Annotated in this window: 21 protein-coding genes; 14 read left to right on the forward strand and 7 right to left on the reverse strand. The window is 71.6% G+C overall.

The annotated features are described in order from the left end of the window. Window positions 1–25 precede the first annotated feature (25 nt). Window positions 26–2,422, reverse strand: a complete 2,397-nt coding sequence (locus tag HHX40_RS09165) for a glycoside hydrolase family 48 protein (RefSeq protein ID WP_310738005.1) — start codon at window positions 2,420–2,422, stop codon at window positions 26–28. A 440-nt stretch (window positions 2,423–2,862) separates the two neighbouring features. Between HHX40_RS09165 and HHX40_RS09170 the strand changes: the two genes are divergently transcribed. The 6 genes from HHX40_RS09170 (at window position 2,863) to HHX40_RS09195 (ending at window position 7,075) form a co-directional block, all read left to right on the forward strand. Then, the gene (locus tag HHX40_RS09170) at window positions 2,863–3,261 is read left to right on the forward strand and encodes a phage holin family protein (protein WP_117409578.1); all 399 of its coding nucleotides are present in this window, start codon (window positions 2,863–2,865) and stop codon (window positions 3,259–3,261) included. Next, on the forward strand, window positions 3,258–4,265 hold the full coding sequence (locus HHX40_RS35625) for a DUF3618 domain-containing protein (RefSeq protein WP_220498880.1): 1,008 nt from the start codon (window positions 3,258–3,260) through the stop codon (window positions 4,263–4,265). The genes HHX40_RS09170 and HHX40_RS35625 overlap by 4 nt, the downstream gene beginning before the upstream one ends. Beyond that, complete coding sequence (locus tag HHX40_RS09180) at window positions 4,262–5,233, forward strand: YihY/virulence factor BrkB family protein (RefSeq protein ID WP_182880181.1); 972 nt, start codon at window positions 4,262–4,264, stop codon at window positions 5,231–5,233. The genes HHX40_RS35625 and HHX40_RS09180 overlap by 4 nt, the downstream gene beginning before the upstream one ends. Before the next feature lie 118 nt (window positions 5,234–5,351). Then, window positions 5,352–5,780, forward strand: coding sequence for a YkvA family protein (locus HHX40_RS09185; RefSeq protein WP_182880182.1), 429 nt, complete (start codon window positions 5,352–5,354; stop codon window positions 5,778–5,780). A gap of 245 nt (window positions 5,781–6,025) precedes the next feature. Then, on the forward strand, window positions 6,026–6,547 hold the full coding sequence (locus tag HHX40_RS09190; protein ID WP_138460107.1) for a phospholipase: 522 nt from the start codon (window positions 6,026–6,028) through the stop codon (window positions 6,545–6,547). Window positions 6,548–6,652: 105 nt separating this feature from the next. Further along, the gene (locus HHX40_RS09195; RefSeq protein ID WP_396774917.1) at window positions 6,653–7,075 is read left to right on the forward strand and encodes an HIT family protein; all 423 of its coding nucleotides are present in this window, start codon (window positions 6,653–6,655) and stop codon (window positions 7,073–7,075) included. A gap of 121 nt (window positions 7,076–7,196) precedes the next feature. Here HHX40_RS09195 and HHX40_RS35630 read toward each other — a convergent pair whose 3' ends face one another. Both HHX40_RS35630 and HHX40_RS09205 read right to left on the reverse strand, forming a co-directional pair. Further along, window positions 7,197–7,409, reverse strand: a complete 213-nt coding sequence (locus HHX40_RS35630) for a hypothetical protein (protein ID WP_208758863.1) — start codon at window positions 7,407–7,409, stop codon at window positions 7,197–7,199. Between the two features lie 125 nt (window positions 7,410–7,534). Further along, complete coding sequence (locus tag HHX40_RS09205) at window positions 7,535–7,996, reverse strand: hypothetical protein (protein ID WP_182880184.1); 462 nt, start codon at window positions 7,994–7,996, stop codon at window positions 7,535–7,537. A 141-nt stretch (window positions 7,997–8,137) separates the two neighbouring features. Between HHX40_RS09205 and HHX40_RS09210 the strand changes: the two genes are divergently transcribed. The 7 genes from HHX40_RS09210 (at window position 8,138) to HHX40_RS09240 (ending at window position 15,000) form a co-directional block, all read left to right on the forward strand. Beyond that, entirely contained in the window at window positions 8,138–9,319 is a 1,182-nt protein-coding gene (locus HHX40_RS09210; protein ID WP_117409583.1) for a sensor histidine kinase, read from the forward strand. A gap of 85 nt (window positions 9,320–9,404) precedes the next feature. After that, the gene (locus tag HHX40_RS09215) at window positions 9,405–10,154 is read left to right on the forward strand and encodes a LytR/AlgR family response regulator transcription factor (RefSeq protein WP_117409605.1); all 750 of its coding nucleotides are present in this window, start codon (window positions 9,405–9,407) and stop codon (window positions 10,152–10,154) included. After that, entirely contained in the window at window positions 10,151–10,522 is a 372-nt protein-coding gene (locus HHX40_RS09220; protein WP_182876239.1) for a hypothetical protein, read from the forward strand. Before HHX40_RS09215 ends, HHX40_RS09220 begins: the two co-directional genes overlap by 4 nt. 85 nt (window positions 10,523–10,607) lie before the next feature. Beyond that, window positions 10,608–12,083, forward strand: coding sequence for a cation acetate symporter (locus HHX40_RS09225; protein ID WP_244301762.1), 1,476 nt, complete (start codon window positions 10,608–10,610; stop codon window positions 12,081–12,083). Between the two features lie 178 nt (window positions 12,084–12,261). Further along, the gene (locus HHX40_RS09230) at window positions 12,262–12,606 is read left to right on the forward strand and encodes a DUF485 domain-containing protein (protein ID WP_138460110.1); all 345 of its coding nucleotides are present in this window, start codon (window positions 12,262–12,264) and stop codon (window positions 12,604–12,606) included. Beyond that, window positions 12,603–14,201: a cation acetate symporter gene (locus HHX40_RS09235; RefSeq protein WP_182880185.1), complete on the forward strand. Its 1,599-nt coding sequence runs from the start codon at window positions 12,603–12,605 to the stop codon at window positions 14,199–14,201. The genes HHX40_RS09230 and HHX40_RS09235 overlap by 4 nt, the downstream gene beginning before the upstream one ends. A gap of 199 nt (window positions 14,202–14,400) precedes the next feature. Continuing rightward, window positions 14,401–15,000 carry a TetR/AcrR family transcriptional regulator gene (locus tag HHX40_RS09240; protein ID WP_117409587.1) on the forward strand — a complete coding sequence of 200 codons (600 nt, stop codon included), beginning with the start codon at window positions 14,401–14,403 and terminating at the stop codon, window positions 14,998–15,000. 124 nt (window positions 15,001–15,124) lie between these two features. On the opposite strand, the gene HHX40_RS09245 is transcribed toward HHX40_RS09240, so the two are convergent. Beyond that, entirely contained in the window at window positions 15,125–16,708 is a 1,584-nt protein-coding gene (locus HHX40_RS09245; RefSeq protein ID WP_182880186.1) for a wax ester/triacylglycerol synthase family O-acyltransferase, read from the reverse strand. A 290-nt stretch (window positions 16,709–16,998) separates the two neighbouring features. On the opposite strand from HHX40_RS09245, the gene HHX40_RS09250 reads away from it, so the two are divergent. Then, entirely contained in the window at window positions 16,999–17,901 is a 903-nt protein-coding gene (locus HHX40_RS09250) for a helix-turn-helix domain-containing protein (RefSeq protein ID WP_182880187.1), read from the forward strand. Between the two features lie 124 nt (window positions 17,902–18,025). Here the strand turns inward: HHX40_RS09250 and HHX40_RS09255 are convergent, their stop codons facing one another. Genes HHX40_RS09255 through HHX40_RS09265 form a run of 3 tightly spaced genes read right to left on the reverse strand, consistent with a single transcriptional unit; the run spans window position 18,026 to window position 26,329 of the window. Next, complete coding sequence (locus HHX40_RS09255; protein WP_182880188.1) at window positions 18,026–23,476, reverse strand: hypothetical protein; 5,451 nt, start codon at window positions 23,474–23,476, stop codon at window positions 18,026–18,028. A 12-nt stretch (window positions 23,477–23,488) separates the two neighbouring features. Beyond that, window positions 23,489–24,850 (reverse strand): hypothetical protein, encoded by a 1,362-nt coding sequence (locus HHX40_RS09260; protein WP_182880189.1) that lies wholly within the window; start codon window positions 24,848–24,850, stop codon window positions 23,489–23,491. An 18-nt stretch (window positions 24,851–24,868) separates the two neighbouring features. Further along, window positions 24,869–26,329, reverse strand: coding sequence for a ComEC/Rec2 family competence protein (locus tag HHX40_RS09265; protein WP_182880190.1), 1,461 nt, complete (start codon window positions 26,327–26,329; stop codon window positions 24,869–24,871). Window positions 26,330–26,370: the final 41 nt, after the last annotated feature.

Consider the following 26,370-nt stretch of genomic DNA (forward strand, 5'->3'; position numbering starts at 1 on the left):
CCGCACCCCGGCCTACACGGCGTGCTCAGCCATTCGGGAAGAGCAGGCCGTACTGTCCGAGCGCGGTGGCCACGTCGGTCTGCGCCCAGAAGCGGTGGTAGCGGAAGACCGGCGCGGAGCCGCCGTTCAGGTACGACTGGACCTTCGGCCAGTCCGGGTCGTTCTTGTACCAGGACCGGATGGAGATGAAGGTCGAGTTGCTGTTGATCGGGTCACCGTTCGGCATCTTGCCGCTCCAGCCGGACGGGACGTAGATCGGGTCGTCGAGGCGGTTGTAGTCGGTCTTGGTCTCGTTGACCGACACGCCCTTGGCGTCCTGGTTGTTCTTCCAGATGCCGTCCAGGAGAGCCTTGGCCGTGGCCTTGGCCTGCGCGTTGCCCGACTTGGCCGCGTAGAACATCAGGGCCTTGGCGTACGAACCGGCCACGCCGATGTCGTCGGTGTAGTCCCGGATGGTCACGTGCAGGCCGGTGTTGGCCGGCGGCATCCCGGTGCCGCTGAAGCTGGCGTCCGGCTGACCGGTCCACACCAGCGTCGAGGGGATCTGGAAGGTGCCGTCGGAGTTCACCGTGGTGCCCGCCAGCGCCCAGGCGACCCACTTGTCGAGGATGGTCTTGGCGTCGGCGTTGCCGCTGGCGTAGTAGAGCTCCGCCACGCGCTCCATCGTCCAGGCCTGGAAGCCGAACCACTGGTTGGACGGCGGGTCGTGGTAGACCGGCTGCCAGTCGTAGGCCATGCCGAAGAACTTCGGCAGGCTCGACGGCGGGGCGGCGTAGTGGCCCTCCCAGCTGTTGGTCGCGCCGCCGGCGATGCCGCCCTCGGCCGACTGCAGCCACTTGTAGAACTGCAGCTGGCGGGTGAGGCTGGTCGACCAGTCGGTGACCGCGGTCGAGCCCTTGGGCTTCAGCGCGCTGACGTTCGACAGCGCCCAGGCCGCCAACGGGTTCTGGTAACCCGAGTGGTTGTGGCTGGAGCCGATGCGCCACGCCCAGCCGGCCGACGTGTCGGTCGCGCCGCCCCAGGCGTAGTACCAGGACAGCAGGTAGTTCGACGCGTTCTTGCCGGTGCCCGCCGGGCAGGAGGTGCTGGTGCAGTTGGGCTGCTTGAAGTACTTGTCGTACATCGAGTAGCGCAGGTAGTCGCCCATCTTCGCGGCGTTGGCCACGGAGGTGGAGATCTGCGACTGCTTGCCCTGCTCGGTCGCCCAGGTCAGCGCCCAGTAGGCGGCCTGGACGGCGCGGGCGTCGGCGTCCGGCGCGTTGGTGTACTTCCACTGCTTCGCGTACGACGCGTCACCGGTGAACAGGTCGAGGAACCCGTTGGGGCCGCCGAACTTGAAGGTGTCGCAGGACGGCTGCGGGATGGTCTCGAAGACCGACTCCTCGGGGCCGCGCTGGTAGGTGTTGATGTACGCCGGCTTGGTGGTGCCGTCGCCGCAGCGGCCGAAGCCGTAGGTGTTGTCGACGTCCAGCAGCCAGTGCATGCCGTAGATGTCGGAGGTGCCGTACGCGCTCTTCAGCTCGTTCGCGATCGGGTCGGTGCCGACGCTGACGCCGCTGTCGAGCTTGGACGGGTACCCCGAGATGTCGTTCCACTCACCCGCGTACGTCGCCGGCTTGCTGGGGTCGTACTTGTCGTTCGTCGGCTGGTCGGCGCGCGCCGGGATGATGTACTTCTCCATCGACTGCCACGCGGTGTTGAACTTCGACCAGTCGCCGGTGACCTTGCCGTACATCGCCTCCAGCCACAGGTAGTAGCTGTAGGCCTCGGACGTCGTCTCGTGGCCCTGGTCCGGCGCCTCCACGAGCAGCGTCTCGACCGAGTGGTACGGCACGCCCTGCGGCGAGAAGTACCCGTTGGCCGGGTCGTGGATCTTGTTGTACATCGTCAGGAAGTTCTTGACGTACTGGTTGTCCGTGCTGGGGCTCGTCGACGGCGACGCGGAAGGGCTCTGCGACGGCGACTGCGAGGGCGACTGCGAAGGCGACTGCGACGGGGACTGGGACGGCGACTGCGAGGGCGACTGGGACGGAGACTGGGACGGGCTCACGACGGCCCCGCAGGTCACCCCGTTGACGGAGAACGAGGCGGGCTTGTTGTTGCTGCCGGTCCACGTTCCCTGGAACCCGACGTTGGTCGTCGCGCCGGATCCGAGGTTGCCGTTCCACGACATGTTCGTGGCCGTGACGGTGGCGCCGCTCTGGCTCCAGTTGGCCGACCAGCCGTTCGACAGCTTCTGCCCGTTCGGGAAGTTGAACTTCAGCGTCCAGCTGCTGATCGGGTCGCCAAGGTTCTTGATGTCCAGGCTGGCGGTGAAACCGCCGGAGCCCGAACCCCAGGAGTTGAGTGCGTATTGGACATCACAGGCCACGGCGGCGGACGCAGGCGTCTGCGTCAGCCCGACGAGGAGGCCACCGGACACGGTGGCGGCCGCCAGCAGGGCGATCCGTCTCCGCGATCGTGGGAGCGCTCCCGTGCTAAGAGCTCTCGTTCGCATTTGCGGGGGGTCTCCAAAAAGAATAGGGGTGGGAAGCATCGGCTGAAGAAGTGCCAGGTAGCGGATTCGACAGCCGATGCGGGCAGGGGTGGATCTGAACCGATACGATGGGAGCGCTCCCACATCAGGATTGTGGATTGGGCCCCCGGTATGTCAATCACGCGTTGCCGGAGCCTCACCCCGTGGCCGTACGGTGCCGTGAGCCGAGGCCCCTTGCTGGCCTTTTGCCCGCCTGTGACAAAAAACGTGTGCGTACCGAACTGAAACTTTCATCTGTTCCGGTCTCTCCGTTCACCCCGGGGACGGTGGTGGTTAGGGCTCTTGGCTGCGGGTAGGCGCTTCCCAACCTGGAAGGGAGGCAGGCCATGACCATCCAGAAGGAGTCGCCGTCCACGGGCGATCTCGTCCGCCGGCTGTCCGAGGACGTCTCCCGGCTGATCCGCGACGAACTGCGACTGGCGCGGCTGGAGATGACTCGCAAGGGCAAGCGCGCCGGCATGGGCGCCGGCCTGCTCGGCGCCGCCGGCGTCGTCGCGTTGCTCGGCGGGGGTGCCCTCGTGGCCACGGCGATCCTGGCGCTCGCGTTGATCCTGCCGGCCTGGGCCGCCGCGTTGATCGTGGGCGCCGCGCTGCTGGCGATCGCCGGGCTGCTCGCCCTGGTGGGCAAGGAGCAGATGTCCCGGGCGGCGCCGCCCACTCCCGACGAGGCGATGCGCAGCCTCAAGGCAGACATCGACGTCATGAAGGAGAGTGCGCGCAGATGACCGAGACCGACCCCGGTGCGGCCCGGCCCAACGCCGGGACCGTGGGAGTGCACAGACAGGACGTGTCAGAGCCGGTCACCGACACCGAGTCGCTCAACGCCGTACGGCAGGCCAGGCCCGGCCCGGAGCCCGTCGCCGCGGCACGGGACACGACGGGGGGCACCGAGACCGAGACCGGGAGGAAAGGCGGCGAGCACGACAAGGGCCACGACGAGATCTCGGAGGTGCGCCGGGACATCGAGCGCACCCGCGACGATCTCGGGGACACGATCGAGGCCCTGGCCGCGAAGGCGGACATCAAGGGCCGGGCGCAGGAGCGCATGCACGCGACCATGACGGCGGCGCGGGCCAGGGCCACCGGAGTGGCCGGGCGGGTGCGTGAGGCCGCCCCGGCGCACATGCGTGAGGCGGCCGGCCGGGCCGGTGAGCAGGTCAGAACCGGTCCAGGCCTCGTGGCCGCCGCCGGCGCGGTCGCCGCCGCCGGGGGTGCGGTGCTGCTGCTGCGCCGGATGACCGGGGGCAGGGGCCGTACGGCGAAGACCGCCGGGCTCGGCGTGCCGATCTTCCTGAGCGGGCCGGGTCTGCTGGGCAAGCGGGGCGTGACGGGCAGGCGGAGCCTCTCCGCGAAGGCCGGCCTGCCCGCGCGGATCCGCCTGTACGGCAGGACCGGCATGCGCGGCCGCCCGGCGATGTCCCGCATGGGGATGCCCGGCAGGAGCATGTTCGGCAAGGGCATGTTCGGCGGGAAGGGCATGTTCGGCCGCGGGGGTGTCTTCGGCGGAAAGGCCATGTCCGGCCGGAGCGCGTTCGGCAAGGGCATGTTCGGCGGGAAGGGCAAGTTCGGCGGCGCGAGCATGTTCGGGAAGAGCATGCCGGGCAAGGGCATGGCGGGAAAGAGCGCGTTCGGCAAGGGCATGTTCGGCGGGACCCGTGCGATGCGCGGAGGCCGGGTGTTCGCGGCCGCGAAGCACAACACGTTCACCCGGAGGTTCGCCCACCGATGACCGACCCCGAGGACGAGCAGGGGCCGCTGGAAAGGCTGTCGCGCCGCGACTGGATCGGAGTCGCCAAGCGCACGGCCAAGGAGTTCAAGGAGGACAACGTCCAGGACTGGGCGGCGTCGCTGACCTACTACGCCGTCCTGTCGATCTTTCCCGGTCTGATCGTGCTGGTGTCGATCCTCGGCCTGCTGGGCCAGGACGCCATCGGTCCGCTGCTCGACAACGTCAAGTCGCTGACGCCGGGGCCGGTCCAGGAACTGCTGCAGACCGGCCTCGCCAACGTTCAGCAGCACCAGGGCACCGCCGGGGTGTTCGCGATCACCGGTCTGCTGCTCGCGCTGTGGGCCGCCAGCGGCTACATGGGCGCCTTCATCCGGGCGACCAACGCCATCTTCGACATCCGGGAGGGCCGTCCGTTCTGGAAGGTCACCCCGCTCCGGGTCGGCCTGACGCTCCTGCTGGTGATCCTGATGGCGGCCTCCGTGCTCGCCGTGACCTTCACCGGCCGCCTCGCCGAGATCGCCGGGGGGATGCTCGGCCTCGGTCCCGCCGCGGTCACGGTCTGGAGCATCGTGAAGTGGCCGGTCCTGGTGCTGCTCGCGGCCGGCATGATCACGCTGCTCTACTACGCCGCGCCCAACGTGCGCCAGCCCGGCGTGCGCTGGCTCAGCCCGGGCAGCCTGCTGGCCGTCGTGGCCTGGGTCGTGGTCTCCGCGGGCTTCGGGCTGTACGTCGCGCGGTTCGGCTCCTACAACAAGACGTACGGCACGCTCGCGGCGGTGGTCGTCTTCCTCATCTGGCTGTGGCTGTCGAACATCGTCATCCTGACCGGGGCCCAGCTCGACGCCGAGCTCCAGCGCGGGCGCAGGATCGCCGACGGCGAGTCCCCCGCGGAGCCGTACGTCGACCCCCGGGACCCCCCGAAGGAGCCGGCCCCCGAAGAGGGCCTGAGCGAGTCCCGCACCGGCTGACGGCGCATGCCCATGCCGCGTATGGTTACGGCCGTGGCGGCATGGGCCGCGCCGCCTGCCGCGTCCTGCCACCGCTGATGGCCGCCGGGCCGCCCGGCCGTGACCTGGGGGAGTGGGCGTGACCGGATCGTGGGCATGGGATCTGCTCATCGGCGTCGTAGTCGCGCTGCTGGTCACCTGGATCGCTCTGATCGGCATGCTGGCGGTCGTCCGGCCGCGCGGGGGACTGTTGCGTGAGGCGCTGCGGCTGCTGCCCGACGTGCTGCGTCTGGTGCGCCGTCTGGCCGCCGACCCCGATCTGCCCCGCGGTGTGCGCGTGCGGCTCGGCCTGCTGCTGGCCTACCTGGCCTTCCCCATCGACCTGGTGCCCGACTTCATCCCCGTCCTCGGATACGCCGACGACGCCATCGTGGTCACCGCGGTCCTGCGCTCGGTCGTGCGTCGCGCCGGTCTGCCCGCCGTACGCCGCCACTGGCCCGGCACCGACGACGGCTTCGCCACCCTGGCCAGGCTGACCGGACTGGACCGGCCGCCCGCCGCCCCATGACCCGTCACCGGCGTACGGTCCGCGCCGAGGATCGCGTGTCGTCGCCGCCATGACGGCCCGGGAGAACCGCCGGCTGATCAGGCTTCACTTACAAGAGCGAGTCATCGATGTAAACAGCCATTGTGCACGAACGTCCGCCGTGATCTCGATTTGGTCTGGCGCGAGAATTTCCGGATATATGGGCTCATTCTTGGGCGGTGGCAGATTCCTGCCGTGAGAGCACCCCCCACCCAAAGGCAGAGCCCATGGTCAAACGCGCCCTCACCGCCGCCGCCCTGTCCTTCGCCGCGTTACTCGCGTCGCCTCTCCCCGCACACGCCGTGACCCTCGAACAGAAGCTCGCGGCACTGTCGACCTTCACCCAGCCCACCGCCTCCAGCGCCGCCAGCTGGCGCTCGGCCTGGCAGGACCAGGCGGCCTGGGCCGCCTACGCCTTCGACTGGTCGACGGACCTGTGCTCCAGCAGTCCCGACCAGCCGCTCGGGTTCGACTTCAGGATGCCCTGCCGCCGGCACGACTTCGGTTACCGCAACTACAAGGCCGTGAACCAGTTCTCCGGCAACAAGTCGCATGTGGACGACGGGTTCTACTTCGACATGCGGCAGGTCTGCGCGGGATACTCCGGCGTCAGCAAGAGCACCTGTGACGGCCTCGCCTGGACCTACTATCAGGCGGTCAAGCAGTTCGGCGCGCTGAACGTCACGCAGGACCAGATCGAACGGGTCCAGAAGGACGCTCAGCAGGCCGCGAAGAACGCCCAGGAGTGATCCCCGGCCGGGCATCCGCCGTACGCCGGCCGCGGGAAGGCGGCGGCGGTGCCCGGCCTCCGCGTGGCACGTCCACGACCCCGTGCGTGATCCAGAATGGGTCTCGTGGACGGCTGCGTGTTCTGTGAGATCGTGGCGGGGGAGCGGCCCGCGCGGGTGGTGCTGGACGACGAGGTCGCCGCCGCCTTCCTCGACACCCGCCCGGTGTTCAAGGGGCACGTGCTCGTCGTCCCGCGCGGCCACGTCGAGACCCTCCCGGACCTTCCGCCGGAGGAGGTCGGGCCGTTCTTCGCCCGGGTCCAGGCCGTCACGCGGGCGGTCGAGGCGGGCACCGGCGCGGCCGGCACGTTCGTCGCGATGAACAACCGGATCAGCCAGAGCGTCCCCCACCTGCACGTCCACGTCGTGCCGCGCAACCGCAAGGACGGTCTGCGCGGCTTCTTCTGGCCCCGCGTGAAGTACGACGGCGACGCCGAGATCGCGGACTACGCCGCCCGCATCCGCGCCGCGCTGGACGCCGGCGACTGAGTGAGATGCCGGACCGGACGGTGTCCGTGCGCGCCCTCGCCCGCCTCATCCTGCCGGCCGTCGTCGTACCGTCGACTTCGCCCTGGACGTGCGGCGGCTGTGAGCTCCCGGCCGGTCCGCATCACGCATCGGTCTGCCTGGGGTGTCCCGCCCCAGCCCGGGTGATCCAGATCGTGCGCTCGCCGTCATCGATCGCGTACCAGATACGTCCACCCGAGGTTGCTTCGTACTGCCACTGCTCCAGCACCACGCCGACCATTTTCACGGTACCGAGGGAGCCCTTGAGCCGGTGCTGACGGCTGTCCACACGACGCGGATTGGCAGTGATGGCCACCCACGCTCGGTCGAGATTCTCAGCGGCGTGGCGAAGGAGATGTGTCCAGCCTTCAGCCGCGCGACGATCAGCGAACCGTACTGTCCAGGGAATCGGCCGCGGGACGTCGTCACCGCGCCCCGGCATCACGAACTCTCGGATGGACGAGGGACCTCGGGACCGTCACCAGGGAAGGGACCCTGCAATTCCCGGGCCAGTTCCGGATCGCTCCACACCACGGCAGTCGATCGCCAGGCCGTCAACGCACGCGCGAACGGGAGCAGCTCTCCCGTGTCCGCCCCGGCGATGAGGTGGTTGAGCAGCTCGCTCACACAGGCAGGACGCTCAGTGTCCGGAAGCCAGGTGAGCCAGGGGAGTTCCTCGGCCAGGACATCTTCGGCGAGGCTGTTGTTCCGGCGCGCGACGATCGCCAGAGCGCGGGCAGCGATGCGCAGGCTGGCCGCACCCGCCTCGAAACGCTCCGCGCGCATCAGTACGAGGTCTTCGTCGTCGCGTCGCTCAAGGATGACGTCGGCGCTGTCGAGTGAGGGAAGCACCTGCGAAGGACCGCGAAGGAAGGCGCTGTAGGAAACCGTTCTCGTACTCATGTGACCAGCGTATCTGAAGTAGTTCAGATATGCTGGTCCCCGCCCGGCTCCCGCTGATACCGCACAGCTGGATCCGCAGGACCTGTAGCGCCGGGGCCGACGCTCAAGCCGTGCGGGCGGCGGGGGGTAGGCTGCGGCGGCGTGGAACCGGTCGTCACGGCGCTCGTCGTCGCCGTACTCGTCAGTGTGCCGGCCGTCGTGCTCTGGCGGGTTCTGCGCGGGCGCCGCGACCTCGGCAGCAGCCCCGCGGAGCGGGCGACCTTCGAGACGCTGCACACCGCGTCGCTGGCCGCGCCGCCGCTGCGGGCCGGGCTCACCCAGGCCGGCGCGCTCAAGGCGTCGCGGCATCTTCGTGAGCTGCTCGGCTCCCCGGCCATCGCAATCACCAACGGCGAGGAACTGCTCGTGTACGACGGCGCGGGCGACCACCATGCCGCCGACGCGTTCGAGCACGCGGCGGAGACGCTGAAGGACGGTCGCACCCAGGTGCGGGCGCTCGCCTGCGCGCTGCCCGAGTGTCCCGTCAGGCACGCCGTGGTCGTCCCGCTCACCACCGACGACCGGGTGGTCGGCTCGCTCGCGGCGTACGGCGACCACGCCTCGGCCGGGCTGGTGCGGGCGGCGCAGGAGGTCGCGCGGTGGGTCGACTCCCAGCTTGAGCTGGCCGAGCTCGACCGGTCCCGGACGATGCTGATGGAGGCCGAGGTGCGGGCGCTGCGGGCGCAGATATCCCCGCACTTCATCTACAACTCGCTGACCACGATCGCGTCGTTCGTCCGCAGCGACCCCGAGCAGGCCAGGGAGCTGCTGCTGGAGTTCGCCGACTTCACCCGATACTCCTTCCGGCGGCACGGCGACTTCACGACGCTGGCCGAGGAGCTGCGGTCCATCGACCGCTACCTCACCCTGGAGCGGGCCCGGTTCGGCGACCAGCTTCTGGTGACGTTGCGCATCGCTCCTGAGGTCCTGCCGGTGGCGGTGCCGTTCCTGTGCCTGCAACCGCTGGTGGAGAACGCCGTACGGCACGGCCTGGAGGCGAAGCCCGGCGCCGGGCGGATCACGATCATCGCCGAGGACGACGGCGCCGAGTGCGGCATCACGGTCGAGGACGACGGTGTCGGCATGGACCCCGAACGGCTGCGGCGCGCGCTGGCCGGGGAGGACCGCTCGGGGGCGGGCGGCATCGGGGTGGCCAACGTGGACGAGCGGCTGCGCCAGGTCTACGGCGACGAGTACGGGCTGGTGGTCGAGACCGGCCCCGGAGCGGGCACCAAGGTCACCGTGCGGATCCCCAAATACCACCCCGGGGTGTCGGTGCTCTGACACCGTCTCGTGACACGCGCAAACGTTGACTTCCGGTCGTCCTGGTCATCACCCTCTAGAGCATCGGCCGGTGAAAGGGGTGATCGTGAGCGGCCTGCGGGTCCTGGCGGTGGACGACGAGCAGCCCGCGCTGGAGGACGTCGCCTACCTGCTCAGAGCGGACCCCCGCATCGGCGAGGTGCTGACCGCCCGCGACGGCGCCGCGGCGCTCAAGCTGCTCGACCGCGCCATCGCGGACGGCAGGCCAGTCGACGCGGTGTTCCTCGACATCCGGATGCGCGGGCTGGACGGAGTGGTGCTGGGCCGGCTGCTGACCCAGTTCACCCGCCCGCCGAAGATCGTGTTCGTCACGGCGTACGACGACCACGCCGTGGACGCCTTCGAGCTCAAGGCCGAGGACTACCTGCTCAAACCCGTACGGCCGGAGCGGCTCGCGGAGGCGATCCGCCGGGTCTGCGGCAGCCGCGGCGAACCGGGGGAGGGGCCGCAGGCCGACACCATCCCGGTCGAACTGGGCGGAGTGACCCGGTTCGTGGCCAGCACCGAGGTGCGGTACGTCGAGGCGCAGGGCGACTACGCGCGGCTGCACACCGCGACCGGCAGCCATCTGGTCCGCATCCCGCTGGCGACGCTTGAGGAGCGCTGGGCGTCGGCCGGGTTCCTGCGGGTACACCGCAGCCATCTCGTCGCGGTCAGGCACATCGACGAACTGCACATCGACTCGGGCAAGTGCGTGGTGCGCGTGGGGGACACCGAGATCCCGGTGAGCCGGCGGCACACCCGGGAGTTACGCGACCTGCTCGTCCGCCGGGCGCGCAAGGGCCAGGCCCGGTGACGGGCAGACCGCGCCGGGTGACGGTGACCAGCCCGCGCACGGCGGCGGCCCGCCGGCGCCGCCATCCGCTCACCCGGGAGATCGACGAGCAGACCCACCTGGGTGAGGTCTACATGCGCTCGCTGGTGCGCACGCAGTTCCGGCTGGCCCTCTTCGTATGCACGGTGCTGGCGTGCGTGGTGGGCGGGCTGCCGCTGCTGTTCCTGCTGGCCCCGGAACTGCGCGCGGCCGACCTGTTCGGGCTGCCGCTGCCGTGGGTGGTCCTCGCCGGGCTGATCTATCCCGCGCTCGTCGTCGGGGCCTGGCTGTACGTCCGGCAGGCCGAGCGCAACGAACGCGACTTCGCCGACCTCGTGGAGCGCCGGTGAGGACCGTGCGCCGGGTAGGAACCGTGCGCCGGGTGAGGACCGTGCCGGTGAGCACGGTGCGCCGGTGAGAGAGAACGGAGCGTAGGTGGGCCAGATCGCCGCCGTCGGCGTGGTGCTGCTGGCGACCGTCCTCATCGGCGCGTTCGGCATCCGCATGTCCCGCACCACCTCGGACTTCTACGTCGCGTCCCGCACCGTGTCGCCGCTGTGGAACGCCTCGGCGATCGGCGGGGAGTACCTGTCGGCGGCCTCGTTCCTCGGCGTCGCGGGGCTCATCCTCACGTTCGGCGCCGACATGCTGTGGCTGCCGGTCGGCTGGACCGGCGGCTACCTCGTGCTGCTGGTGCTGGTGTCGGCGCCGCTCCGCCGTTCGGGGGCCTACACGCTGCCCGACTTCGCCGAGGCGCGGCTGGAGTCGATGGCCGTGCGGCGGCTGTCGAGCGTCCTCGTCGTGCTGATCGGCTGGCTCTACCTCATGCCGCAGTTCCAGAGCGCCGGGCTGGTCTTCCGTACGATCACGGGGGCGCCGCCGTGGGCGGGCAGCCTGCTGGTGGCGGCGGTGGTGGCGGCGAACGTGCTGTCGGGCGGCATGCGGTCGATCACCTTCGTGCAGGCGTTCCAGTACTGGCTGAAGCTCACCGCGCTGGCCCTGCCGCTGGTGTTCATGCTGATGGCCTGGTGGTCCGGCGGCGCGCCGGGGCTCGCCGCCGGAGACGAGTGGGCGCTGCCGCTGCACGGCCGCGACCACCCGGTGTACGAGACGTACTCGATGATCCTGGCGACGTTCCTCGGGACCATGGGACTGCCGCACGTGCTCGTCCGCTTCTACACCAACCCCGACGGCAGGGCCGCGCGCCGCACCACGCTCGTCGTGCTCACCCTGCTCGGCGCCTTCTACGTGATGCCCGCCGTGTACGGATACCTCGGCCACGTCTACGGCATGCCGGCGGGCGACACCGTGGTCCTCACCCTGCCCGGGCGGCTGGTCGGCGGCCCGGTGGGCGAGTTCCTCACGGCGCTGGTGACGGCGGGCGCGTTCGCGGCGTTCCTGTCCACCTCGTCGGGGCTGACGGTGTCGGTCGCCGGGGTGATCGCGCAGGACATCCTGCGCGGCGGGGTGCGCTCGTTCCGCTACGCGACCGTGCTCGCGGTGGTCGTGCCGTTCGCGCTGGCGGGCGCGGCCAGATCGCTTCCGGTGGCGACCGTGGTGGGGCTCGCGTTCGCCGTGGCCGCCTCGTCGTTCTGCCCGCTGCTCGTGCTCGGCATCTGGTGGCGCAGGCTGACCACGACGGGGGCGTTCGCCGGACTGCTGGCCGGGGGAGGGCTCGCCTGCGCCGCCGTGGTGGTGACGATCAGCGGCGGCCCGCACACCGGCTGGGCGGGCTCGCTGCTGGCCGAGCCGGCCGCCTGGACGGTGCCCGTGTCGTTCACGGTCATGGTCACGGTGTCGCTGCTGACGCCCTCACGGGTGCCGCGCGGCGTGGCGCGCACGATGGTCCGCCTGCACACGCCGGAGACGCTGAACGTCGACCGCGGCGACTGGCGTCCTCGTCACATGTGACCGGTTTCCCCGCGCCGGCCGGCCGTTCGGCGCGCGCAACCGACCATTCGTCGCATCGTCGCGCCATGTGAACGATCGGGCGGTACGGCTGGGCGACGCGGCGGCCCCCGGGGCTCGTCGGCGGGCGCACCACGCTCCTACGTTGTGGTGATTCAGATCACTTGCCCAAGGAGATCTTGTGACCGTCCAGCACGATCCATCGGTCTATGAACGTATACAGGCGGGTGAGCAGTTCCAGGAGCTGCGTCGCCGCTACCGGTCCTGGGCCTTCCCCATGACCATCGCCTTCCTGGTGTGGTACCTGCTCTATGTGCTTCTGTCCGGCTTCGCCCGGGACTTCATGGGCACCAAGCTGTTCGGCAACATCAACGTCGCCCTCGTCTTCGGCGTGCTGCAGTTCGTCTCGACGTTCCTGATCGCCTGGGCGTACTCGCGGCACGCGGCGGCCAAGCTCGACCCGATCGCCGACGAGCTGCGCGCCGGGGCCGAGAGCCGTGACGAGGTCGGAGAGGGCGCCAAGTGAGTCACGAGACCCTGTCCACGATCCTCTTCGTGGTCTTCGTCGCCGGCACGCTCGGCATCACGTTCTGGGCGAGCCGCAACACCAAGAGCGCGTCCGACTTCTACGCGGGCGGCCGCTCGTTCAGCGGCCTGCAGAACGGCCTGGCGATCGGCGGCGACTACATGTCGGCCGCGTCGTTCCTCGGCATCGCCGGCATCATCGCGCTGTCGGGCTACGACGGCTTCCTCTACTCGATCGGCTTCCTCGTCGCCTGGCTGGTCGCGCTGCTGCTCGTCGCCGAGCTCATGCGCAACTCCGGCAAGTACACGATGGCCGACGTGCTGGCGTTCCGGATGTCGCCGCGCCCTGTCCGCACGGCGGCCGGCGTGTCCACGATCGTCGTCAGCATCTTCTACCTGCTCGCGCAGATGGTCGGCGCGGGCTCCCTGGTCGGGCTGCTGCTGGGCGTCACCTCGCAGACCGGCAAGGTCTGGACGATCATCGCGGTCGGCCTGCTGATGATCGTCTACGTCGTCTTCGGCGGCATGAAGGGCACCACCTGGGTGCAGATCGTCAAGGCCGTCATGCTGATGGTCGGTGCCGCGCTCATCACCCTGCTCGTGCTGGGCAAGTTCGGCTTCAACCTGTCCGGCCTGCTCGGCGACGCCGCCGGTGCGAGCGGCAAGGGTGAGGCGTTCCTCAAGCCCGGCCTCAAGTACGGCACCGAGGCACAGGGCATCTGGGGCAAGATCGACCTGATCAGCCTCGGCCTGGCCCTGGTTCTCGGCACCGCCGGTCTGCCGCACGTCCTCATCCGCTTCTACACGGTGCCGACCGCCAGGGACGCCCGCAAGTCGGTCCTGTGGGGCATCGGCATCATCGGCGTCTTCTACCTGCTGACGCTGGTCCTCGGCTTCGGCGCGGCGGCCCTGGTCCACGGCAAGATCGACAAGTCGGGCAACACGGCGGCGCCGCTGCTCGCGCAGGAGATCGGGACGCAGGTCTTCGGCGACGTCGGCGGCACGGTGCTGCTCGCGGTCATCGCGGCGGTCGCGTTCGCCACGATCCTCGCGGTCGTCGCCGGGCTCACGCTCGCCTCGTCCTCCAGCTTCGCCCACGACCTGTACGCCCACGTGTTCAAGCGCGGCCAGGTGACCGACCGGCAGGAGGTCGTGGTCGCCCGGATCGCCGCCTTCGTGATCGGCGCGGTCGCGATCGCGCTGAGCATCTTCGCCCAGTCGCTCAACGTGGCCTTCCTCGTCTCGCTGGCCTTCGCGGTCGCCGCGTCGGGCAACCTGCCCGCGATCCTCTACAGCCTGTTCTGGAAGAGGTTCAACACCGCGGGTGCGGTTGCGGCCATCTACGGCGGCCTGATCAGCGCCGTGGTGATGGTGATCTTCTCGCCGGTCGTCTCCGGCGCGAAGACGGCGATGTTCCCCGACGTGGACTTCCACCTGATCGCGCTGTCGAACCCCGGCATCTTCTCGATCCCGATCGGCTTCCTGTGCGGATACCTCGGCACGGTCCTGAGCAAGGAGTACAGCGCGTCGAAGTACGCCGAGATCGAGGTCCGGTCGCTCACCGGCATCGGCGCCGAGCAGGCCACCGGTCACTGACGCGAGCCACTGACGCGGGTCACCGAGGTGAGCCGCTGAGTCGAGCCGCCGAGGTGACGCACTGACATGGGACGCCGGCCGCACCCCGCCGGCGCCCCCGTACGCCCGGCCGCGAGCCACCCGCCCGCGGCCGGGCGTATGACTGCCCTGTCCCTCGCGTCATGGTGCTGGAGCACCCGCTCTGGTTAGGGTTCGGTCCGTGGACCACCCCCTCCAGACCGCCAAGGCCTGGTCCCGTTCCCGGAGAAGGGCACGCCCGCAGGACGGCGACGCCCGCACCCGCATCCTCGACGCCGCCGAGGAACTGTTCGCGGGCGGCGGCTACGAGGCGACGCCGACCGCGCGGATCGCCGAGCTCGCCGGGGTGCCCAAGGGACTGGTCTTCCACTACTTCCCGCGCAAGATCGACGTGCTGGTCTCGCTGGTGGACGAGCGCACGGTCGTCACGGAGGAGGAGGTCGAGGCCCTGCCCGGCGACGCGGCGGGCACGCTGTCGCGTCTCGCCCGCGGGCTGCCGCTGCGGGCGTCCCCCGCGATGCGGCGCATCCTGTTCCGGGAGGCCGACACCCACCTGTCCGTACGGGAGCGGCTGGGCCGTCTCAACAGCGAGATCATCCGCAGGGCCAGGTTCGCCCTGGAGCTCGCCCTGCCGGGCGGGCGCGGCGACGCCGCCCGGGTGGAGGCCGCCGCCGCCACCTTCGCCGCGGTCCTGCTCTACCAGGAGAGCATCTGCCTGCTCACCGGCCACCACATCGACCCCGACGCGGTGGCGGAGCTGATCGCCAACGCGCTGCACTGATCCGCCACTGATCTGCCGCCGATCCGCCACCGTCCGGCGACCGGTGAACCGCACTCATGAGCCGCACTCATGAGCCGCACCGAATGAGCCGCGCCGCTCGGCGGCGCCGGCTCGCCGGACGTCCTCAGGCCGGCACCTTCTCCTGGCGCCCCTCCGGCTCCTCGCGCTCCTCCGGCTCCTGGCGCTCCTCGGGCGACTCCCGCCCGGGGTTCCCATGCTGCGGCGCCTCGTCGAGCAGCGCGACGAGCTCGTCCATCGCCTCGCGCAGGTGGCCGGTCACGCTCCACACGTCCGGCACCCGGGTGGGGCACACGACGACGCCGAAGTCCAGCCGGTCGTCGTACGACGCGCAGGTGATGCTGATCCCGCCGGTGGCGTCGGTGACCACCGACAGCGGGTGATAGGAGAGCATCCGCGCGCCGCACAGGTAGAGAGGCCGGCGCGGGCCGGGCACGTTCGACACGACGAGGTTCACGCCCGCCCCCGCCACTCCCGCGAGCCGGAACACGAGCGGCGTGGCCAGCGCGGCGAACGCGTTCGGCACCATCGCGCACACGTCGTCCAGCCAGCTGCGGTGGGAGACGGCGAAACGCCGCTTGGCGGCGCCCAGCGCGGCGCGTACGGCCGCCAGGCGCTCCCCGGGACGGGCGACGTCGGTCGCGAGCGGCGTGATCATCGCCGAGATGCGGTTGCCGACCCGCCCGTCCGCCGTGCCGTCCGCCGTGCCGGGCGATGCCGCCGTGGCGCGCAGCGCGACCGGCACGGCGGCGACCAGCGGCCGGTCGGGCAGCGCGTCGTGCGCGAGGAGCCAGCGTCGTAGCGCCGAGGCGCACAGCGTCATGACCACGTCGTTCGGGCCCATGCCGAAGGCCCTGGCCACCCTTCTGACCTCCGCGAGCGGCACCGACCCGAACGCGACCGCGCGCGCCGCCGAGATAGGGCCGTTGAACGGCGTGCGCGGCGCGGCCAGCGGCGGCGTCTCCGGCAGCCGGCGCGGGTCTCCCGCGAGCGCGCGGGCCGCCTGGGCCACCAGCCGCGCGTCGGGCAGCGCCGACAGCACCGGGATCGCGTCCAGGTCGGCGGCGGCGCGGGCGAGCGAGCAGAGCGCCTCCACCGGCTGCACGATCGTCCGGGTGATCGCCCCGGCGAGCATCGTGAGCAGCCCGGGCGGCTGCGGCGGCGCGGGGCTCGGGGACGCGGGCGCGGGCGCCTCCACGAGGCGCGGCTGCGGTGAGGGGTCGAGCAGCGTCGTCAGGATCTCCGACCCCGTCACGCCGTCGATCGCGCAGTGGTGCACCTTCATGTAGAGGGCGACCCGCCCGTCGGCCAGGCCGTGGATGAGGTGCGCCTCCCACAGCGGGCGGCTCCGGTCGAGCCGCCGCGCGTGGACGTCCGCCACGTACGCCGCGAGCTCCCCTTCGCCGCCCGGCGCGGGCAGGGTGGTCTCGCGCACGTGCGCGCCGAGGTCCACGTCCGGGTCGTCGATCCAGTACGGCCGGTCCAGGCCGAAGGGCACGTCGGCCAGCCGCATCCGCAACGGCGCGGCGAGGTGCAGCCGCTCGCGCAGCAGGGCGAGCAGGGCCTCGCGGGTCAGGTCCCCCGAGGGCGAGGACGACGGGTCGAAGACGGCCACACCGGCCACGTGGGCCGCGGTCGTCGCCGACTCCACGGACAGGAACTGCGCGTCGAGTGCCGTCAGCTGGCGCATCTCGTCATCCTCCTGGCACTCCTCCCCGGCGCTCGGCGATCACTCGCCTGCGTACCGTGACCATCATGGCAGTGGCGCGTTACCGCCGCATTTCTCCCGGGTGCCGCCGGGGGATGTCGAGGTGTGGCCGTGACCCGGGCCAGACGATCGCGGCCGGTCAGGATTCCCTTGCAACCGGTTACAGCCGCCGCCCCACGAATGGTGATCCGATATGACATGGTTGTTCGAAAGCGCCGGTACAGGCGCATCACTTGGCCATGCGCCACGTGCGGAGCGAGGAGAGGACAGAGATGATCTCGGCTGGAGCGGGGACGACCTTCACGGACGGACGACCGGCTCAGCCGCGGGGCGGACCGACGGTCCTGCGCATGATGCTCGGCGGGCAGTTACGCCGCCTCCGTGAGAGCAGGAACATCAGCCGGGACGAGGCGGGGCGGGCGATCCGCGCCTCCAACTCCAAGATCTGCCGGTTGGAGCTCGGCCGCATTCCCTTCAAGCAGCACGACCTGGCCGAACTGCTCACCCTCTACGGCGTCACCGACAGCGCCGAGCGGGAGACGATGCTGGAACTGGCGCGGCAGGCCGCCGTGCCCGGCTGGTGGCACCAGTACAACGACCTGCTGCCCAGCTGGTTCGGGCCGTACGTCGGGCTGGAGGAGGCCGCCTCCACCATCCGCACCTTCGAGGCGCAGTTCGTCAACGACCTGTTGCAGACCGAGGAGTACGCCCGCGCGGTCTTCCGCGTGCGCCACAGAAGGGCGTCGATGTCCGACATCGACCGCCGGGTCAGCCTCCGCCTGCGGCGTCAGCGGCTGCTCGACCACCCCGACGGGCCCCGGCTGTGGTCCGTCATGGACGAGGCGGCGCTCCGCCGTCCCGTCGGCGGCCGCGCTGTGCAGCGCGGCCAGATCGAGCGCCTGATCGAGGTCTCCGCGCGACCGGACGTGACCCTGCAGATCCTGCCGTTCCGCGCCGGTGGTCACGCCGCCGCCGGGGGTTCCTTCACGATCCTGCGGTTCGCCGAGCCCGATCTCTCCGACGTCGTCTACCTGGAGCAGCTGAGCGGCGCTCTCTACCTCGACAAGCAGGAGGACGTCGACGACTACACCGTCGTGATGAGCGAGCTCAGCGTGCAGGCCGAGCCCGCCAGGAACACCGAGTCCCTGCTCCAGGCGATCCTCCGGGAACTCTGAGAGGGCGGTTGGTGCGTCGACGCCGATTGCGCTGGTCCGTGCGTGATGGCTGCCGGCTCAGGGACGCGGCCGGGTGGGCAGGCGGGGCTCGGTCTCGATGAGGATGCCGCGGCCGACTGACCGGTCAGCGCCCGGGGGGTTGGTCGGCCACCGGGACGAGCTCTGACCAGGGGCCCACCTCGCCTGCGATGGCGCGCACCTGCACCCACAAGGGCCAGCCGTCCCGGCGGGTCAGCGCGGGTGCCTCCTTCAGCCCGGACGTCTTCCGCACCCGGGCCACCTCCTCACCCCTCTCGTCGCTGATCAGCACCTCGTACGCCGCCGCGCCCTGCGACGCCTGCCAGAACACCAGGACCGACGCTGCACCCCAGTACGCCACCACGCCCCGGGGCGGGTCGAGCAGGGAGACGCCGATGGCCGCCCAATCGCCCGTGGTCGTGCCGCGCAGGGCGCGCACGCGTCCCGTGTGCACGCCCGGGGTGATCTCCTCGACGCGTACCGGCACGGCCGCCGTCAATCGCCCGGTCACCTGTAGGGCAGGGGCGAGCAGCCCCCCGCCGGGGGCGTGCACCTCGACCTCGTAGCCGGTGGCGCCCCTGGCCGCGTCCCAGGCGAGGGCGAAGTTCCCCGCCCCGTACGACAGGTGCTTCACCGCAACGTGGCCGGGCAGGGGCCCGTTGTCGCGGGCCGGGGCGCGGGAGCGCGAGTCGGCCAGCGAGGCGGCCACGGCGGCGGAGGCGGCCGTGACGGCCCCGGCGGCGATGACTCCGCCGGCCGCCGCGATGGCCGCCGCGGCGGCGTCGGCCGCGGCTGCCACCCCGGCGTCCACCAGCTCGTCGCACGCCAGCTTCAGGCCCACCGCGAGCGCCTGGGGGCCGAACGCCATCGCGAGCAGCAGCGCCGCCTGGTCCGACCGGCGGAGCAGGTCGCGTACGACGGTCGCCGACGAGGACGCGACCCCGGACGCCAGCACCTCCGGCAGGTCCTCCCAGCGGGTCGTCACGGGGACGCCGACGGTCAGCGCGGGCAGGGTCACGGCCAGGAACGGCCCGGCGGCGCCGCGCACGGTCAGGTCATACGTGCCGGTCAGCGTGAACACCAGCGACGTCCCTTCCAGCGCGGCGCTCGGCGCCAGGTGGAACGTCGTGTCGAACGCAGCCTGTACGGCCTCGCTGATCCGCCCGCATGGCGATCCGCCCGTTCCGCAGATGTCCTTGATGGTCTGGACGACGTCCACGAGAGCGCGCGGCCAGGGAAAACTCGGCCAGTTGTCCACGGTGAGCTGCGTCGCCCGGCCCGGACCACTGGCACAGGTCAGCCTGAACTGGGCGTCGCGGAACGGGGCCGGGCCGCGCGCCGCGGTGACCGTCCCGGAGAACCTGGTCCGGCCGTCGTCGCGCCGCACCGTCACCGCGGCGCTCACGAACGGCGCGCCCAGGAAGTTCACCCCGGTGATCAGGCTCAGGCTGGGCGTGCGCCCGGTCCGCAGCTCCAGTGACGGTCCTCCCGTGTACGGCCCTGCGACCGGCGGCGGGCCGCCGCCGGCCAGCGAGACGGGCCCCAGGTCGACGGCGGACGGCAGGGCCAGGGTGGCCTCGACGGCGGAGTAGGACGCGTCGCCCGCCTGTTCCTTGACGACCCTGATCAGTCCGCGCACGGTCACCGGGTCGACGAGCGTCACGCGGATGGTGGCCGCGACCGTGAAGCCGTCCTCGAAGGGCGGGGTCGCGGCCCCGGCGTACGCGCCGCCCGGGTCCGCCGCCGCCACGTAGTAGGAGAGCCGGGTGCCCGCCAGCAGTGTCACGTCCACGTAGGCGCCGGGCCAGGACGCCCCCGCGCCCGTCAGGCACTGGGTGAGGAAGTCGCCGATGGACAGGTCGGCGGCCAGCGTCACGTGGAACAGGACGGGGGCGCCGTCGCGCAGGACCAGCGTGCCGGTGAGCGCGGGCCGCGTGTCCTGCCCTCCCGGCGCGGGCGCCGGTCCCAGCCGGAGCCCGCCACGCAGGACGAGCCGGGTGGAGCGCGGGGTGTCCGCGGTCGCCCATCTGTAGCCGACCTCCAGCGACAGCGCGCTCAGGGTGATCCCGGGAAGCCCGAGCGGCTCGGCGATCTGCTGGCCGCTCGTGGCGATGCCGGTCATTCCCGTGTCGTCCACGGTCAGCCGCACGTCGAAGGCGTACGCGGCGGAGGACAGGGCGAGCAGCCTGACCTGCCCGACGAGGGTGAGCCGGTGCGCGTCCGTGCCGCGGTAGGTCAGGGTGAGCCCCGCGAACGCGACTCGCCCGAGCAGCGTGATCGTGGGCAGGCCGGCGGTGAAGGCCGTGGCGGCCGGGGTGAGGCGGTCGACCTGGGCCGTGACGTGGACCACGGGCGTGCTCCCGGAGTCGCCGATCTGCAGCAGACGGGTGAAGACGCCCGGCCGGGTGAAATCGACCGAGGCCGTGAAGTACGCCCCGGCGTGCAGCGAGAGGGTGGACTCGTCGAGTCCGTCCAGCGGGCGCGGGCCGGTGGGGGCGAGCTCGCCGAGCACGGCGTTCGTGGCCGTCGCGAGGTCGCCGAGCGACCGGCCGCCCGCGTCGCAGACGATCAGCCGCGCCTCGGTGACGTGCAGGACGTCGTCGACGGCCGCCAGCGCGGGAACCAGGTCGCCGAACCTGAACCCCGGCCCGATCGACAGCGCGACGGCGTACACGCCGGTGCCCTCGGTGTAGACGAGAGCGCCGGCCGTCGTCGCCGTGCCGTAGTGCACGGAGCCGGACAGCAGGAGACGGGATCCCGGCACGTCGAGACGGAGGACGGCGGAGCCGCCGAAGACGAGCGAGGGAGCGCCGGGTGGCGCGCTCTGCGTCCACGCCGTGGCGGCCGAGGCCAGTCCACCGGTCACCGCCGGCAGGTCCACCGTCCGGGCGTCGGCGACCACGCCGTCGAGGACCAGCGCACGATCGGGACCGCCCAGCTTGAGGCGTACCGCCGCGTTGATGCCGGCATAGGCGAACGCCGCGCCGATGTGGGCTTCGGCGGGGGCGTCCCGGTCCGGCACCTCCACGGCCACCGTCAGCGCGGCCAGCAGCAGGTTCGCCCCGCCGACGGTCACCGGCCACGCTTTCAGGGCGATGTCGCCGGTGAAGGCGAACCGGCCCATGGCGGGGACGGCGGTCACGGTGGCGCGCCGGACGGTCAGTGTCGCCGGCAGGCCGCGCGCCACCGCGCCGGCGGGCAGCGCGAATCCGGAGCCCGCGGTGTTGGCCGCCGCGACGACGTCGACGGACAGGCCGTCGAGCAGCGTGCCGGTGAACACCCAGTCGCCGTCCGCCGGCCTGGCGGCGCCGACTCCGATCGGCACCCCGCCGATGGTCACCACGGCCGAGATCTCGCCGTGGACGGTCGAGGGCGAGATCGGGTAGGGAACGGTCAGCGCGACCCGTATCCGGGTCAGCGGAACCGGTCCCACGGGCCAGGGGTCCGACGTACGGACGACCACCCCCACCTCGTCGACCGTGCCGCCCGGCCCGCCGAACCGCACATGCGCCTCCCCGACGTCGAGACCGCCTGCGAACGGCAGCCTCGCGGGAACACCGGAGGGCAGCGCCGCCGGTCCCAGCCAGGTGTCCAGCTCGGCGAAACCGCGCACGTGCACACGGTCGGCCTGGGCGATCCACAACGTCCACGGCCCCTCGCCCGGGTTGCGGCGCATCGCCGCGTCCACCCGCCGCCCGGCCAGCACGACCACGCCGGAGACCGCGCCCGCGACCGCCTCCGTGGCCGACGTCGCCAGCGCCAGGCGCACCCCCGTGACCGTCAGCCCCGGCAGGATCTCCCAGTCGGCCGCCTGCTCCGCCATGACCGACAGGCCCACGATCGTGGTCGCCGCGAGGTCGGCGGAGACCGTGAACGCCGTCACCGACAGCCCGCCGAGCGTGTCCAGCGCCGTGGGAAGCCCCGCGGGGCGCACGCCGAGCACGGCCAGCGCCTGCCCCAGCGTCGGCAGCGTCACGGGTTCGGCCAGCTCCAGGGTGAGCGTGCCCTCCTCGGCGGGCAGCGGCAGCGTCACCTCCAGCCGCGTGGAGCCCAGGCCGACCGTGCCGGACAGCAGGCCCCGGACGGCCCGTGAGCCGTCGTCCCGGTGTATCTCCACGTCCGCCGTCCAGCCCGACACCGTGATCGCGCCCCCGGCGAGGGGCCAGGGGCGGGTCTGCGCGAGCCGGAACCACACCTCGGCGAGCGCCTGGTTCCCGGGGTCGACCGCGATCGCGATCCGCGCGGGGGTGCGCAGGTCGCCGAGCTCGCGCAGCGAGGGGGGCAGGACCTCCAGCGCCTCGGCCTGACCCACGCCCGCCAGGCGTGCCAGCACGTCCACCCCCGGCACGTCGCCGGACGCCGTCAGCCACCACAGGCCGTCCTCGCCGGCCTCCGCCAGCACGGTGTACGGCCGGTCGCGGACCAGCAGGGTGCCTTGCAGGCTCGCCCCATAACCCGTGATCGGGTCACGCCCGCGCCACGCCGCCCTGTTGACCGTGACCGTGAGGACGGGCGCGGTGACGGCCAGGTCGAGGCCGCGCACCGGCGTCCACCGCGCCGCCGTGGCGAAGTTCAGGGTGAACGCCGCCTGCGACGGCTCCTCGCCGGACGGGTCGAACAGCAGCTCGTAGCGGCTGACCCGCGCGCCCGCGAGGTCGAGCAGCGCGGCGGGCAGCCAGGCCGCAGGCACGTCCGCCTCGGCGAGCAGGCTCAGCGCGGCGCGGGCGCCGAGCGTGGCGTCGTCCGGCGGCGTGAGGACCAGCCGGAGCATCGTCTCCCAGCCCGACGGCACGTCCACGACGGCGTCCAGGACCTGCTCGCCCAGCCGGACACGGCCGCTGATCGTCATGACCGGCTCCGCGGTCAGGGCCACCACGCCTTCGGTGAGTGTGAGAGGCGCCTGCCCGATCCGCGTGATCCGCAGCGCGCCGAGCGGGCGGTCTCCGGTGAAGGTGAACGACGCCGATCCCGCCGCCCCGACCGTGATCGGGCCGCCGACCCGGACGGTGAGGGGATCGCGGGCACCGGCGTGCCGCAGGGCCGGGTCGACCGTCAGCGTCGCCCACAGGTTCAGGCCCGGCCGGAGCTGCGCCGCGGCGCGGTCGTCCGCGTGCGCGTACGTGGTGCACAGCAGCACCACCTCGGTCAGGGGCACCGTCTCCCAGGGGCCGTCCCCGAGCGCGGGGAACGCGTCGGGCAGCGCCCAGCCGGCGTCCGGTGTCACCGCCCAGGTGGCGCGCAGGCTCCCGTCGGCGATGACGTCGAAGGTCAGCGTGGTGGGCTGCGGGCGCCCGCCGCCGAGCACCGCCGACCGGCCGTCCAGGACGAGCACGCCCGCCGCGAGGGCGGGCTCGCCCGCCTGGATGACCGGCGCCGGGCCGAGTGCGCCCGTCAGGACGCTCAGCACGGCGCCCGGGTCACCGTCGCTGCCGGTGGGCAGCGTCGTGGCGTTCAGCGGGTAGGAGAAACCCGTGTCCGGGGCCGGGAGCGGGGTCCGCGCCGCGACCAGCCGGTCGCGCAACGCCGCCAGGACGAGGTCGGGCACGGGGCCGGGCATCGCAACAGCTCCTCAGGGGGTGATCGCCTCGCCGTTCGGCGTCACGAAGGCGACGGGGTCGCCGCCGCCGAACGGCTGCCGCCGCATCGTCGCGGTGGTGAACTCGTAGGGGTCCACGACGGCGGCGGCCGTGGCCTTCGTCGAGGCGTTGCGGACGTTGAACAGCAGCACGTCTTTCTGGCCGACCGTCGCGGGTTCCGGCGCGACCACGGTCGTGAGCGACAGGCGTCCCGTGTCCTCGTCCCAGCGGTAGCCCGCCCGCCAGACGATGCCGCTGATCGCCCTGTGCTGTCGCGAGAGGGTCTGCTGGTGCGGGAACACGCCGTAGACGATCGTGGTGTACACGAAGGTGACGTCGTCGACGTCCGCTGGGTCGAAGGGCCCGCTGTCGCCGGAGGTGACGTCGAAGGAGTCGCGGAGCAGGCCGTTGGTGCCGCGGCCCGTCGCGGCACGGATCCGGTCCCACTGGTGGGACGCCAGATGGTCGCTGATCCGCCGCATGGCGGCCCTGCCGAGGCAGCCTTCAAGATCCCGCATCTCGTACGCGCTGAGTACGTGGACGCTGACCCTGGTCCCCGTGCCCCGCCACTGCTCCCCGCGCACCACCAGCGTCTCGCCGAGATCCTCGTCGTCGGGGAGCGCGAGCAGCACGTACTCGCCGATCGCGCGCGCCGAAAGGCCCCTCTCGTCCAGCCCGGCGAGCGGCCCGCCCCCGCCCGTGAGCTCGTCCAGGGCGATCCGGTACGGCTCACGCCCGCGGACGTCGGCCCTGTCGACCTCGACGACCCTGGCGGGATCGCGGCCTTCGAGGACCTTCGTGATGCGGCCTCTGGTGAGCAGCCCGGGCGTGACCGGCGCCACGATCGAGGCGCAGGTGGACGCGCGGGGGTCGGGGGCCCCGGGCACGTACAGCGAGCCGTTCGGCAGCGGGTGGACCGCGTAGGAGGCCGGGACGTTGCCCAGCGACGGGTCGCTCAGCCAGGCGTTGAACGCGTAGAACGGCGAGCTGAGGCCGGACGCTTTCAGATCCTTCGGGCCCATGATGTCCACGAACCGATAGTTGTCCTTCTCGCGCGCGTACGGTTCGCGGTCGGCCAGCCGCCCACCGAACACCTGCGGCGGGATGGGCCTGCCGTGGTGGGTCATGCGCATGAACTGGATGTAGCCCACGTGGCCGTACCCCTCCCGCCTGGTCGTGCCGGCGGGAGGGTCGAAGAAGGCGCGCATGACGAACGGCTCGCTGAAGTCGTCGTCGAAGCCGACCCAGTGGTCTCCGACGCGGAAGTGCCACCGCCCCAGGAGCACCGGCCCGCTGGTCGGGGTGACACCCCGCAGGTGCCATCGGCCGTCGATGAGTTCCGCGTCCAGCGCCACGCCCCGCCTCCGTCCCGGTCAGTGGGTGTCGGTGTGCATCCAGGGCCCGATCGGATACCTGTCCTGCGATTTGACGGTCTCGGTCGGCCACAGGGACGTCTGACGGTCGTAGATCGTGGTGCTGACCCCCGTGCCGTACACCTGGACCTTCAGCTCCCCGCCGGACGCGGTGGCCTTCTGCAGCGCGGTGACGGTCTCGTCCACAGGCCGTACGACGATGTCGCCCAGGACCCGCGCGGTGCCGAGCTGGGTGGCGAACGCCTTGCTGCGGACCCGCGACGCCACCTCGGTCAGGTACACCTGCGCCACCGAGTTGGGCACGGACTTCCCCTTCCGGTCGGTCCACGCGCCGGCCAGGCGGCGCATCACCTCGGGTGTCGGGTGACGGTGGAAGCGCGCCTTCACTCCCGAGCTGATCAGCACGATCAGCGGACGCAACGTCGCGAGCAGGTGAACGTCCATGCTGGAGGAGCTGCCGTGGTGGTTGGCCTTCATGACGGTGCAGTAGCCGGGCCACGGGTACTTGGCGACCCCGGCGGTGTACGTCTGGGTCATGGGGAACGCCGACTCCAGGACGGGTCCGAGAACGCTTTCCACGTCCGCGTGAACCGAGTAGTACCGCTTGCCCGACTTCTGCATCGCGTTCTGGCCGATGTTGCCTCCCTGAGGGCCGCCGTTGCCCGCGATGTCGCCGCCCGCGAAGTACCGGAAGGATCCGTACTCCACCATGACGACGACCGACCGGTCGTTCTGGTCCACGGCCGAGCCGACGGAACGGATCTCGGTGACCTGCTTGATGGCCGGGTCGTAGACGCCCTGCGCCGCGGCCAGTACGCGGACCCTGATGGGGATGTCGTCCGCACCGGCCCCCAGATCGATCACAGCGGGGACGCCGTTCTCCAGCCCTCCGGTGGTGAGCGTGTGGACCACGGTGCGGTTCCTCGTGCGGATCGTCTGGGCCTGGTCGAGGTCCTTGAGAAAGGCGTCGTAGCGGGCGGACGCGGGGGCCCGCACACCGAAATGACCCGCATGGAAGACCGCGCCGGGCTGGTACCTCGCCGTCAGGCCGGGCGCCTTCCCGCCCTTCGCCTTGGACGACGCGGGCTCCTGCTGCTTGAACAGGCTGCGCAGCCCGGCCATGTGGTCGTCGTGATGGTGGCTGACCAGGACCGTCAGATTTCCGAGGTAACCCGTGCGCCGGCCCTCCAGGACGCCGTGTGCGCGCAGGTAGTCGATCACGTCACCGCCGTACTCGTCGTCGCCGCCGTCGATGAGCAGAGCCTTGGCGACGGTGCCGTCGAGGGAAACGCCGTGCTGGATCGCGTAGGGAACATAGTCGATCTTTTCGGAAGGCAGTACGAGGCCCGACGTGGCCTGGATCGCGTCGGCCACCTTGCCGAGATCGCGGTTGACGATCAGGGTGGAGTCGCCCTGCCCCACGTTGATCTGATGGATCTCCAGTCGTGCGCTGACGGCCACCGGCCACCTCTTCGCTAGGTGATCGCTCGGCTCACGGTACG

Source organism: Microbispora sp. H10949 (assembly GCF_014161435.1).
In the GTDB taxonomy this organism is placed as follows: domain Bacteria; phylum Actinomycetota; class Actinomycetes; order Streptosporangiales; family Streptosporangiaceae; genus Microbispora; species Microbispora triticiradicis.